This is a genomic window from Streptomyces sp. CB02923 (assembly GCF_001905005.1).
Lineage (GTDB): Bacteria > Actinomycetota > Actinomycetes > Streptomycetales > Streptomycetaceae > Streptomyces.
Window position 1 is genome coordinate 447,852 of record NZ_LWKZ01000026.1, and the last position, 12,003, is coordinate 459,854.

Annotated in this window: 10 protein-coding genes and 1 pseudogene; 8 read left to right on the forward strand and 3 right to left on the reverse strand. The window is 72.3% G+C overall.

The genetic code is table 11. The annotated features are described in order from the left end of the window. Window positions 1-74: 74 nt before the first annotated feature. Window positions 75-1,175 carry an NADH:flavin oxidoreductase/NADH oxidase gene (locus A6A06_RS33490; protein ID WP_073766651.1) on the reverse strand — a complete coding sequence of 367 codons (1,101 nt, stop codon included), beginning with the start codon at window positions 1,173-1,175 and terminating at the stop codon, window positions 75-77. Between the two features lie 513 nt (window positions 1,176-1,688). Between A6A06_RS33490 and A6A06_RS33495 the strand changes: the two genes are divergently transcribed. The 8 genes and pseudogenes from A6A06_RS33495 to A6A06_RS33525 all read left to right on the forward strand — a co-directional run bounded on the left by A6A06_RS33495 (window position 1,689) and on the right by A6A06_RS33525 (window position 8,715). Continuing rightward, on the forward strand, window positions 1,689-2,201 hold the full coding sequence (locus A6A06_RS33495) for a VOC family protein (protein WP_073766653.1): 513 nt from the start codon (window positions 1,689-1,691) through the stop codon (window positions 2,199-2,201). A gap of 127 nt (window positions 2,202-2,328) precedes the next feature. Beyond that, the gene (locus A6A06_RS33500; protein WP_073766655.1) at window positions 2,329-2,598 is read left to right on the forward strand and encodes a GlsB/YeaQ/YmgE family stress response membrane protein; all 270 of its coding nucleotides are present in this window, start codon (window positions 2,329-2,331) and stop codon (window positions 2,596-2,598) included. A gap of 252 nt (window positions 2,599-2,850) precedes the next feature. Then, window positions 2,851-3,948 carry a WD40/YVTN/BNR-like repeat-containing protein gene (locus A6A06_RS33505; protein WP_073766657.1) on the forward strand — a complete coding sequence of 366 codons (1,098 nt, stop codon included), beginning with the start codon at window positions 2,851-2,853 and terminating at the stop codon, window positions 3,946-3,948. A gap of 360 nt (window positions 3,949-4,308) precedes the next feature. Continuing rightward, window positions 4,309-4,986: a uracil-DNA glycosylase gene (locus A6A06_RS33510; protein ID WP_073766659.1), complete on the forward strand. Its 678-nt coding sequence runs from the start codon at window positions 4,309-4,311 to the stop codon at window positions 4,984-4,986. A gap of 22 nt (window positions 4,987-5,008) precedes the next feature. Beyond that, window positions 5,009-5,116: pseudogene (locus A6A06_RS43295) on the forward strand (DUF2510 domain-containing protein); the annotation flags it as partial. Window positions 5,117-5,287: 171 nt separating this feature from the next. Then, the gene (locus A6A06_RS33515; RefSeq protein WP_443333818.1) at window positions 5,288-6,226 is read left to right on the forward strand and encodes an LURP-one-related/scramblase family protein; all 939 of its coding nucleotides are present in this window, start codon (window positions 5,288-5,290) and stop codon (window positions 6,224-6,226) included. A 46-nt stretch (window positions 6,227-6,272) separates the two neighbouring features. Next, on the forward strand, window positions 6,273-7,229 hold the full coding sequence (locus tag A6A06_RS33520; RefSeq protein ID WP_242441083.1) for an N-acetylglucosamine kinase: 957 nt from the start codon (window positions 6,273-6,275) through the stop codon (window positions 7,227-7,229). Window positions 7,230-7,845: 616 nt separating this feature from the next. Continuing rightward, entirely contained in the window at window positions 7,846-8,715 is an 870-nt protein-coding gene (locus tag A6A06_RS33525; RefSeq protein ID WP_073766665.1) for a sirohydrochlorin chelatase, read from the forward strand. A gap of 115 nt (window positions 8,716-8,830) precedes the next feature. Here the strand turns inward: A6A06_RS33525 and A6A06_RS33530 are convergent, their stop codons facing one another. Further along, complete coding sequence (locus tag A6A06_RS33530; RefSeq protein ID WP_073767173.1) at window positions 8,831-9,874, reverse strand: lactonase family protein; 1,044 nt, start codon at window positions 9,872-9,874, stop codon at window positions 8,831-8,833. A gap of 185 nt (window positions 9,875-10,059) precedes the next feature. Further along, on the reverse strand, window positions 10,060-11,571 hold the full coding sequence (locus tag A6A06_RS33535; protein ID WP_073766667.1) for an FUSC family protein: 1,512 nt from the start codon (window positions 11,569-11,571) through the stop codon (window positions 10,060-10,062). Window positions 11,572-12,003: the final 432 nt, after the last annotated feature.

Genomic DNA, 12,003 nt, shown 5'->3' on the forward strand with positions numbered 1-12,003 from the left:
CGCGCCGCGCGTCCGGGGCCGTACCCGCCCCGGGCGCGCGGCGCGGCCACCCGACTGCGCCCACGATCCTGGAGTCAGGAGCGGTGGTACGGGTTGGGGACGTGGATGTCGGCGCCGAGCTCGCGGGCGGCGTTGCGGGCGAAGTACGGGTCGCGCAGCAGCTCACGGCCGATGAGCACGGCGTCCGCCTGGCCGTCCACGACGATCTTCTCGGCCTGCTGGGCCTCGGTGATCAGCCCGACCGCGCCGACCGGGAGGCCGGTCTGCTTCCTGACCTGCTCGGCGAACGGAACCTGGTAGTTGGGCTCCACGGTGATCTTCGCACCCGGGGCGTTGCCGCCCGTGGAGGTGTCCAGCAGATCCACCCCGTGCGCCTTCAGGTCCGCGGCGAAGCGCACGGTGTCCTCGGAGGTCCAGCCCTCACGCTCGTCGTCCGCGTTCTCCGACAGCCAGTCCGTCGCCGAGATGCGGAAGAACACCGGCAGCTCCTCGGGCCACACGGCCCGCACCGCGTCCACGACCTCCAGGGCGAACCGGGTGCGGTTCTCGTACGAGCCGCCGTACTCGTCCGTGCGCCGGTTGGTGAACGGCGAGAGGAACTCGTTGATCAGGTAGCCGTGCGCGCCGTGGATCTCGGCCACCTGGAAGCCGGCCTCCAGCGCCCGCCGCGCGGTCGCGGCGAACTGCCCGACGATCTCCCGGATCTCCTCGGCCGACAGTTCCTCCGGCTCGGTGGACGCCTCGTCGAACGCCAGCGGGCTCGGGCCCACCGGCTGCCATCCGTGGCCCTCGCCCGGGGCGATCGGGGCGCCGCGGTCCACCCACGTACGCTCGGTCGAGGCCTTGCGTCCGGCGTGGGCGATCTGGATGCCGGGTACGGAGCCGTGCGCCTTCAGGAAGTCGGTGATGGGGCGGAACGCGGCGGTCTGCGTGTCGTTCCAGAGCCCCAGGTCGTACGGGCTGATGCGCCCCTCAGGACTCACCGCCGTCGCCTCGGTCAGGATCAGCCCCGTACCGCCGACGGCGCGCGAGCCCAGGTGCTGGAAGTGCCAGCCGGTGGGCGCGCCCTGCTCCGGGCCGTCCGGAGCCGCCGAGTACATGCACATGGGGGCCATCCATATGCGGTTGGGGATGGTCAGCGACCGGAGGGTGAGGGGCTCGAACAGTGCGCTCACGACGGACTCCCGCGTTTGGGGGTTGCTTCTGCTTGACGTTTCATACGATAGACCTCGTAGTACGGAGCTTGTCAAACTACGAAGGTTCTCGTACTTACTCCCGGGAACGGGATGCGTCGCGCCGTCGCCGGCACATGAAAACGGGGCCGGTCCCTGGTGGACCCGGCCCCGCACCGGCGCTTTCGCGGCCTCGGCGAGGCGGTATCGCCACCCCAGCCGCCGTCGTGCCGTCCGCTCGCGACGTACCCCCGTACCGCCGCGACCCGGCCGCCCGGCCCGGAGCGCCCCTGGGCCGACCGGCTCACGATAGGGGCCCCGGCGCTTCCCGTACGAGCGATTTTTGACGCCGCCGGGAGAGCGGCGGTGCGCGCGGTGCCGCAAGGTGGGAGCCGGGCCCGCAGCGATCAGGCCGGGGACCACGTGGCCGCTCAGGTCCGGCCACACCGGACACACGCAGGTGCGATCCCCACAGCCCGTCGCGGCATTCCGCGGCATTCCGAGGAGGGCGCGCACATGGCCACGCGCGGCATCGACCACATAGGCGTCACGGTTCCCGACATCGACACGGCGACAGCCTTCTTCACCGCGGCGCTGGACGCGGAAGTGCTGTACGACACGCTGCCCCGCGAGGACGGCCCCAAGGGAGGTGCGGGCACCGAGCGGCGCCTCGGAGTGCCGCAGGGCACCACCCAGGTGGCCATACGGATGCTTGCCCTCCCGAACGGGCCCGGAATCGAATTGTTCGAGTTCACCGGTCCGCGGCAGCGAACCCCCGCGATCCCCTGCGACCTGGGGTGGCAGCACGTGGCCTGCTACGTGGACGACCTGGACTCCGCGGTGTCCCGGGCCGAGGAGGCGGGCGCCGTGTCCCTCGGGCCGCCGCAGCCTCTGCCCGGTCCGGAGGAGGGGGCACGGAACCGGTTCGTGTATCTGCGTACGCCCTGGGGGAGCACTCTGGAGCTGCTGACGTACCCGGACCCTCAGCCGTACGAGCAGGTGACGCGGCGGCGTCGGTGGCGTCCCTGAGGGGCGCGATAGGGGCGCGCAGGCGGCCGCACTAAGAACCGATGCACTTGCAGTGTTTCGATCCGCAAAAGCGGGAAACACCAGAGTCGAAGCGTTTTGATCTTATTTGTGAACGAGGTGAGCTGCCGTGGGAATCATCGCGTGGATCCTGATCGGGTTGCTGGCAGGTGCGATTGCGAAGGCGCTGATGCCGGGCAAGGACCCGGGTGGATGCCTCGTCACCATGCTGATCGGCATTGTCGGCGGTCTGCTGGGCGGCTGGCTCGGCAAGGTGATCTTCGGGGTGGAGTCGATCAACGGCTTCTTCCACCTCTCGACGTGGATCGCGGCCATCATCGGCTCGGTGATCGTCCTGGCGATCTACCGCATGACCATCGGCCGTAACCAACAGCGCTGACGCGGAACAGAGAGAACGCAGCGCCGCCCGCACGACGGCGGCGACCGGCCGGCCCCCTGGCGACAGGGGGCCGGCTCTTTCTGTCGGTCCGGAGCCCTCCGCAGACGACAGTTCGATGTTCGGCGTTCGGCGTTCGGAAAATGGCGGCACATACGTTCTGACCTGTGAGGACATCGTGCCGGAGGGCCGTTGTCAGTGGTCGGGTGCAGACTGAGCGGTACCTGAGACAACGGCGTCCCGGAGGTGTTCGACATGGCATCCGGCAAGGCAGACGTACTACTCGCGGTGGGCACACGCAAAGGGCTCTTCATCGGTCGGCGGCGGCGCGGTGACTGGGAGCTGAGCGGTCCGCATTTCGCCGCGCAAGCGGTGTATTCGATCGGCATCGACACCCGCCGCCCGACACCCCGGGTGCTGGCCGGTGCGGACAGCGCGCACTGGGGCCCCTCGGTCTTCCACTCCGACGACCTCGGCGAGACCTGGCGGGAGCCGACCCGCCCGCCCGTCAAGTATCCGTCGGATACGCAGACTTCGCTGGAGCGGGTCTGGCAGCTCCATCCGGCCGGCCCGGCCGCCCCCGACGTGGTGTACGCGGGGACGGAGCCCGGCGGGCTGTTCCGGTCGACGGACGGGGGCGAGACCTTCGAGCTGGAGCGCCCTTTGTGGGACCACCCCTCCCGTGAACAGTGGGTGCCCGGCGGTGGTGGCCTGGCGGTGCACACGGTGATCACGGACCCGCGGGACGCGGACGTGGTGACGGTCGCGGTGTCCGCCGCGGGCGTCTTCCGCACGAAGGACGGCGGCCAGAGCTGGGCCCCGTCGAACAGCGGTGTGAAGGCCGTGTTCCTGCCGGACCCGGATCCGGAGTTCGGACAGTGCGTACACAAGATCGCGCAGGACCCCGTGGACCGCGACCGGCTCTATCTGCAGAACCACTGGGGCGTCTACCGCAGCGACGACGCGGGCGCGAAGTGGACCGACATCGGCGGCGGCCTGCCCTCCGACTTCGGGTTCGCGGCAGCCGCCCACCCGCACCGGGCGGACGTGGCGTACGTCTTCCCCATCACCGCGGACATCGACCGCGTCCCGGCGGAGCACCGGTGCCGGGTCTACCGCACCGAGGACGCCGGTGTGAGCTGGGAGGCCCTCAGCGACGGCCTGCCCCGGGAGGACCACTACGGCACGGTGCTCAGGGACGCGCTGTGCGTCGACGACTCCGACCCCGCAGGGGTCTACTTCGGCAATCGCAACGGGGAGGTCTTCGCCAGCGCGGACGACGGCGACAGCTGGGAGCAGCTCGCCTCGCACCTGCCGGACGTGCTGTGTGTACGGGCAGCCGCCGTCGGGTGAGCCGGGAGGGGAAGCGCAAGGCAGGGCCAGCCGGGAGGGGGACTGAGCGGGGGCAGCCGGGAGGGAGGGTGAGCGGGGGCAGCCGGGAAGGAGGGTGAGCGGGAGCGGGTCGGGAGGAGGGTGCGTCGGGAGGGAGGGTGAGCGGGGGCCAGCCGGGAGAGTAAACGGGGTGAGCAGGCTGAGGGGGTGAGTTGTGGAAGCGGGGATCGAGGTGGCCGTGGAGAGCCGGGGGGTGAGTGTTCGTCAGGGCGTGACAGGGAGGAGGGCGGGGCGGAACGGGGTGGACGGGCGGCTGGATCGGGGGGTCGGATCAGGCCATCGGTTGAAGAGGATCACCTTGCGGCCAGTAGGGTGACGTGCGTGGCTGCACGACCTCTTCATGAAATCGTCGAACCCGGCTGGGCCAAGGCACTTGAGCCGGTCGCCGGACAGATCGCCAGGATGGGCGAGTTCCTGCGGGCGGAGATCGCCGCGGGACGTACGTACCTTCCGGCCGGCAGCAATGTGCTGCGCGCCTTCCAACAGCCCTTCGATGACGTCCGGGTGCTCATCGTCGGACAGGACCCGTATCCGACTCCCGGACACGCGGTGGGACTGAGTTTCTCCGTCGCGCCGGACGTCCGCCCGCTGCCCGGGAGTCTGGAGAACATCTACCGCGAGATGGCTTCGGACCTGGGGCTGCCGCGGCCGTCCAACGGTGATCTCACGCCGTGGACGCGGCAGGGCGTCCTGCTGCTCAACAGGGCGCTGACGACGGCGCCGCGCAAACCCGCGGCGCACCGGGGCAAGGGCTGGGAGGAGGTCACGGAGCAGGCCATCCGGGCGCTGGTCGCGCGGGGCCGTCCGATGGTGTCGGTGCTGTGGGGCCGCGACGCGCGCAACCTGCGGCCGCTCCTCGGCGACCTGCCCTCGGTGGAGTCCTCGCACCCCTCCCCCATGTCGGCCGACCGGGGGTTCTTCGGCTCGCGTCCGTTCAGCCGGACCAACGACCTGCTGGTGCGGCAGGGCGCGCAGCCGGTGGACTGGAGACTGCCCTGACCCTGCGGGATAGTGTGCCCGCATGACGAACGCGAACATCCCTGCGGGTTGGTATGCCGACCCGCAGGGCACGCCCGACCGGCTGCGCTGGTGGGACGGCTCCCGGTGGACCGAGCACACGCACGCGGGGCGGCAGCAGGCCCAGGAGCAGGCATCGGCCTCCGGCCACGCGGCGCAGCAGCAGGTGCCGCAGCAGGATCAGCAGCTGCAAGCGCAGCAGCCGTCGTACGTGAAGGCCCAGCAGCAGAGCGGCCCCCACCAGCAGGGCGGGCAGCAGAGCGGGCAGCCGTACGGCCAGCAGATGCACGGCCAGCAGGCCCCCGGGCAGGGATACGCGCCTCAGCAGCAGGGTGCCGGACAGTCGATGCCGCAGCAGCCTCAGCAGTACGCGCCGCAGGCTGCACAGCAGACGCCTGCCGGACACCAGGCTCCGGTCGGCCAGCACGTTCCGGTCGGCCAGCACGCACCGGCGGGCCAGCAAGTGCCCGGCGGGCCGCCGATGCCGGGCGGACAGCCCATGCCGGTTGGACAGCCCATGCCGGGCGCGCAGCCGGGCTACGGGCAGCCGGGGGGCAACCCCGGGCAGGTGCAGCACCAGGTACAGCAGCAGGCCGGCGTCGCTCCCACCGCCCAGGGCGGCGGGACGCTGTTCACCGAACCGGTCCTGGTCGTGAACCAGAAAGCCAAGCTGATCGAGGTGACGAACGAGTACAGCGTCTTCGACCAGCACGGCAACACCCTCGGTACGGTCGTACAGGTCGGCCAGAGCACCGCGAAGAAGGTGCTGCGGTTCGTCTCCAGCCTCGACCAGTACATGACCCACCGGCTGGAGATCCGGGACGCCTACGGCCAGCCGCAGCTGGCGCTGACCCGCCCGGCGAAGTTCATCAAGTCGAAGGTGCTGGTGGAGCGGCCCGACGGGCAGCCGGTCGGCGAGATCGTGCAGCAGAACGCCATCGGCAAGATCAACTTCGCGATGATGGCGGGCGGTCAGCAGATCGGCGCCATCAAGGCGGAGAACTGGCGCGCCTGGAACTTCGCGATCGTCGACCACACCGACAACGAGGTCGCCCGGATCACCAAGACCTGGGAGGGCCTGGCCAAGACGATGTTCACCACCGCGGACAACTACGTCCTGCAGCTCCACTCCCAGCTGCCCGAACCGTTGCGGAGCCTGGTCGTCGCCACGGCCCTGACCGTGGACACCGCACTCAAGCAGGACGCGCGCGGGTTTGGCTGAGTCCCGGGGCAGTACGGCCCGCCCGTCGCCCGGCCATGTTCTCGGGGTGGATTCGGGCGGTTCCGGCCTGCGGATCGCCGTCGCCCGCGCAGACGAGAGGGACGTACTGCCGCTCGCCTCGTACACCTCCCAGGAGCCCATCGGCACCGGGCCGAACGGTGTGGACGCCCATCAGCTGCTCAAGCAGCTGGTACCGGCCGCGCAGGACCTGATGCGGGACTCCGGGGCCCGGCGGCTCGACGCCGTGTGCGTCGGCGCCGCGGGCATGGCGACGCTCGGTGCGGAGCTGCGCGCCGAGTTGCCGGGGGCGCTGGCCGAAGCGTTCGGTGTACGGCGGCTCGCGCTGGCCGCCGACGCCGTGACCGCGTACGCCGGGGCGCTCGGCCAGGCTCCGGGCGCCGTCGTCGCCGCCGGTACCGGCGTGATAGCGATGGGCACCGACCTCACCCGGACCGGCGGCTGGCGCCGCGCCGACGGCTGGGGCCACCTGCTGGGCGACTGCGGCAGCGGCGCCTGGATCGGCAGGGCCGGGCTGGAGGCGGCGCTGCGCGCCCATGACGGACGGCAGGGCGGTTCGGCTGTGCTGCTGACCCGTATGGAAGCGATGTTCGGTCCGGCGGCGGAGCTGCCGGGCGCGCTGTACCCGCGCGCCGACCGGCCCGCCGTACTGGCGTCGTTCGCGCCGGAGGTCGCCGCCTGCGCCGGACACGACTCCGTGGCGGCGGCGATCCTGAGCGAGGCCGCGCGGCACCTGGCAGAGGCGGCAGCGGCGGTCTGCCCCCAAGCGGCGGGCAGTGCGGTGGCGTTCACCGGGGGGCTTCTGCATCTGGGCGGCCCGCTGCTGACACCGCTGCGTGCCGCGTTCGGCGAGTTGCTGCCGCACGCCCGGCAGGTCGAAGCGGAGGGCGATCCGCTCGGCGGGGCGCTGCGCGTCGCCGCGGCACTGGCCACCGACCGGCTGCTGCTGCCCACGGACGAGAAACTGTTGCGCGTCACGCGGTAGGGCACGGCACGGCACCACCGTGCGCCTCCGGCTGCAAAACCCCTGCTGCAAAGCCATGGCGACAGAACCCCGGCAACGGAACCCCGGCAGCAGGACTTCGACAGCAGGGCCCGGCAAAGGACTTCAGCGGCAGAGCAATGCCCGTTAAACCGTGATGTCGTGATTTCCGTAAGTCGTCATGGATATCCAGCGAATCGTTCCAGCGCCCCGAAGGGCGACTGCCGGACGGCGCAGGCCGCCCCGGACCGGCACGGACAGAGGCCGTCACCGAGTCCGTCACGCACTCCGTCACGGAGCCCGCCACGGAGCCAGTCACCGAGCCCGTCACGGAGCGCGTGACGGCGCGCAGGAGGGCGCACGGGGCGGCGGCGCAGCCCCCCGCTCCGGGGCGCCCTGAGGGCTCGCACCATCGCTCGATCCGGGCTCTGACCTGCCCATACGCCGCGCGGGACAATTCGGGACGGATACCTCCCGGCCGAACCCTCCCGCCGCGCGGGGGACCCCTGAGGCGTTAACATGCGACGCCATGAGTTCCCCCACTGGGCCCGCACCCGGCTCGCCCCGTTTTGACGAAGTTTCTCCGAGCTCGGGCGCCGCACCTGGCCTGCCTGTACGAATGCCGCGTCCCCGGCAGTCCGGTCGTCACCGCCGACCGGAGCCCGTCGCTGCGCCCGAGGGCGCACCCGCCCTGGTCCTCGCCGTGCCCGGCACCCCTTCGGCCGCCGCGCGCGGCCTCGCGGCGGAGGTGACCAGCATCGCCCGCTCCGAGCTGCCCGGCCTCGACGCCCGGATCGGCTACGTGGACGGCGGCGACGCGGAGTACCCCGCGCTGGAGGCCGTGCTGGCGCAGACCGCCGGCGAGCACAAGGCCCGTACGGGCGACGGCTCGCAGGCCGAGCAGCAGGGCCCGCCCGCGGTGGTCGTACCGCTGCTGGCCGGGCCGGACAGCGCGCTGCTCCGCCGCATACGCCAAGCGATCATGAACAGCGGTTCGGCGGCCGAGCTGACCGACGTGCTCGGCCCGCACCCGCTGCTCGCCGAGGCCCTGCACGTACGCCTGTCCGAAGCCGGTCTGGCCCGCGCCGACCGGGCCCGCCTGTTCACGGTCGCGACGGCCGCCGACGGCATCGTCCTCGCGACGGTCGGCGGCGAGGAGGCCGTACAGGCGGCCGGGATCACCGGCATGCTGCTGTCCGCCCGGCTGGCCGTGCCGGTGCTGGCCGCCGCGCTGGACCAGGAGGGCTCCATCGCCCGTACGGCCGACGAGCTGCGCTCCTCGGGCTCGCAGCAGCTGGCCCTGGCCCCGTACCTGATCGGTCCGGAGATCGCCGACGGCCTGGTGGGGGCGGCGGCAGCGGAAGCGGGCTGCTCGGCGGCGGAGCCCCTGGGCGCATACGGGACGGTCGGCCGCCTGGTGCTGTCGAACTACGCGTCGGCGCTGGGCATCACGCTGCAGTCGGCGGGGCAGGGCGCGCCGGTACGGTGATGCCGTAGGGCGGCGGCCGACGCCGTCGTCACCATCGCGAAGGGCCGCTCCCCCTGCGGGGGGCGGCCCTTCGGGCTCTCCGGGCACCGCCCGGCTCACGGCGCAGTCGGCCGCGTCAGACGAAGACCACGCAGGAAGCGGCCGGGGCCTCGATCGAGCCGCCCGCCTCCGGCACCCCGGTCGCGGGGTCGACGGAGAACCAGGTCACGTCCCCGGAGCGCTCGTTGGCGGCGTACAGGTGCCGCCCTCCCGGGTGCAGCGCCAGGTCGCGCGGCCAGTGCCCGCCGCACGGCACGGTCGTGACCAGGGAGAAGCTCTCTCCCGAAGGGGCGACGGCGAGGACGGAGATGCTGTCGTGGCCCCGGTTCGCCACCCAGGCGAAGCGGCCGTCGGGCGAGACGACCAGTTCGGAGGGGTGGTTGCCGCCCGCGTCCGGAGGGAGGACCGCCGTCTCGGCCAGCGGTGTGAGGGTGCCGGTGGTGGCGTCCCAGTGGCACGGCGTGGCCGTGGAGGACAGTTCGTTGATGACGTACGCATGGTCGCCACGCGGGTGGAAGGCGAGGTGCCGGGGCCCGCTGCCCGGACGCAGCCGTACCTCGTGACGTATCGCGGGCACCCCGCTCGCGGGGTCGGGTTCGCAGATGCGTACGGAATCGGTGCCCAGGTCGACGCTGAGCAGCCAGCGGCCGGTGGGGTCGGGCAGCACGGCGTGCGCGTGCGGGCCTTCCTGGCGGTCGGGGTGCGGGCCGCTGCCCGTGTGCTGGAGGACGACGGCGGGCTCCGTGAGGGTGCCGTCTGCCCGTACGGACAGTGCGCTGACGCTGCCGGAGGTGTAGTTGGCGGTCAGCAGGTGCCCGGACCAGAGGGCAAGGTGGGTGGGGGCGGCGCCGCCCACCGGTATGGGGGCACCGAGCAGCGCCGGCCCCTTCTCCGTGAGGGCGAAGGCGGCAGCCGCGCCGTCGGAGGTCTCGCTCACCGCGTACAGGTGGCGGCCGTCGGGCGCGGGAGCGAGGTAGCTCGGGTCGCGTACCTCGTCCGTGGCGTGCAGCGGGGTCAGGGCGCCCGTCTCCGCGTCGACCGCCGCCGTGATGATGCCGCGCCCGCCCGCCGACGTGAACGACCCGATGTACGCCCGCTGCCCGCTGCCTGTCGTACCCATCGGCCCCATCGGCGCTCCGCCTGCCCTTCGTCCGCCCTGCGTGTCGTACGGAGTTGTACGCGCTGACGCTAACAGGCTCGTACGGGCGGGCTGCCGGGCACGGGCCGCCAGTCCGTACGCCGGTCACGGGCGGCGCGGGTGACCGTGACCGGCAGCGGATCCACCAGCGGTTCTCGTCGCAGTTCTCAGGCGTCGGCCAGCGGCGAGCGCGGGGAGCTGCGCAGCGGTGCGGCCAGTTCGGCCAGGGCGCGCTCCAGGCCGTGCAGGTGAGCGAGCGCGGGCTCCAGGGCTGCCGGGTGCGGGACGGCGGCCGTGGTGGCGGCCGTGAACTCGCGGGGCTGCTGTGGCGTGGTGAGTGCTTCGACGGCGGCCTCCACACGCTGGCAGGCGGCGGTCAGCCGGGCGTCGTGCGACGCCTCCGGGTCGGCGGCGATGGACGCCAGTCCGCGGACCTCACGGGCACAGTCGTCCAGCAGCGCCAGCACCTGCCGGGCCCGTCCCTTGCGGGCCCGCATCGGCGCCAGCGGGTGCACCAGCGGGGAGAGGGAGAGCCGTACCCGGCGGAGCAGCACTTCCAGCTCGGCGACGAGCGGTCCGGGGTCGGCGCTCTCGGTCCCCGCGATGCGCGCCGCGGCCTCCGCGGTGCAGTGGTGCACGCAGCGCAGGGCGCGCTGGACCCACGCGTCCGTCGTGGCGTGCGTGGTGACGGGCAGGACCACGAGGACGGCCAGCACCGCGCTCAGCGCGCCGACACCGGTCTCCGCCAGGCGCAGCGCGAGCAGCCCGGGGTCCAGGACGCCCAGCAGCCCGTACAGCAGCCCGACCATCAGGGTCACCGCGAGCATGTTCCAGGTGTACGAGACCGGTGAGGCGTAGAAGATCGAGAAGACGCAGACGGCGATGAGGACGGCCGTGGGTGCCAGCGCTCCGTGCAGGGGCACGGCGATCAGCAGCCCGGCGGGGATGCCGAGGAGCGTGCCGAGCATCCGGCGGAAGCTGCGGACCACGGTCTCGCCGCGCGAGGCGGTGTTGACGAAGATCCACCACATGGCGCCGACGGCCCAGTACCACCGCTCGTGGGAGAGCAGCTGGCCCGCGACCAGGGCGAAGGCTCCGGCGGCGGTCGCCTGGAGCGCCTGGCGGGTCGTCGCGCGGGCGAAGCCCTTGCCGCCGGGCAGGGCGGGGACGGCGGGCGGCGGCGTACGGCGCTCGTAGCACCACAGTCCGAAGCGGACGAACGAGCAGGCGAGAAGGGCGAGCGCGGTGGCGGCGTACAGCTCGGGCAGCTGCTCGGGCACCGTGCGCAGGAACTGCGCCTCGAAGAAGGACATGAACGCGAAGATGCCGAGGGCGTTGCCGCGCGGCCCCCAGCGGCGGGCGTAGACGCCGATGCCGACCATGGCGAGGAAGGCGGTGTCCCGTACCAGCGGATAGTCGTGCAGCATCGCCGCCGCGGCGAGCACCGGGAAGCCGACCAGCGGCAGCAGGGCGGTGGACACCATCTGGCCGCGGACCGTCGTGTCCGCGACGGTGAAGAGGGCGAGCAACGCGGCGACCCCGCCCACCACGGCACCGACCAGCGAGTGGCCGACGGCGGCGCACACGGCCACCGCCAGGCCGACGCCCACGACGGCCCGCGCGGCGCTGCGCAGCCGCAGCCGGCCCGGGTCCGGCGCCACGAACACCCTCTTCAACACGTTTTTCCACCCCTTTGCTTTCAGCACTGTCCGCCGGCTCCGCGCTTCGATTCCGCGGTGCGGCGCTGTGGTGCGGCGCTGCGTGCCCGCATCAAAGCTGCGTGCCCGCATCAAAAAGGCGCCGCGGAAATCCGCAGCGCCGTCGACTGGCCTATGACAACATCAACACTACTGTTGGCTCAACAGAGCCCGAAAACACTGATCCATTGGCACAGTCCCGCCGCGGACCCGGCAGCCAAAAGGTGACCATTGGCGCGGGACGCCGCCCGTCTGCCCGAAACGACCCACCCCCGGGTGCCTCGTCTCATTCGCGCGTCCAGATGACGGAACACCGCAACCGCGTGCACCTTTCACGCATTACCCTCGTCGCCATGTCCGCACCCGCACGCCTCCTCTGTCTCGCGCTCTTCGCGAACTCGGCCTGGTGCGTCG

Bases quoted from the DNA above. Each gene is read 5' to 3' on its own strand.
- A6A06_RS33495 (WP_073766653.1), top strand. From the start codon at position 1,689: ATGGCCACGCGCGGCATCGACCACATAGGCGTCACGGTTCCCGACATC.
- A6A06_RS33515 (WP_443333818.1), top strand. From the start codon at position 5,288: ATGCACGGCCAGCAGGCCCCCGGGCAGGGATACGCGCCTCAGCAGCAG.
- A6A06_RS33530 (WP_073767173.1), bottom strand. From the start codon at position 9,874: ATGGGTACGACAGGCAGCGGGCAGCGGGCGTACATCGGGTCGTTCACG.
- A6A06_RS33505 (WP_073766657.1), top strand. From the start codon at position 2,851: ATGGCATCCGGCAAGGCAGACGTACTACTCGCGGTGGGCACACGCAAA.
- A6A06_RS33525 (WP_073766665.1), top strand. From the start codon at position 7,846: ATGCCGCGTCCCCGGCAGTCCGGTCGTCACCGCCGACCGGAGCCCGTC.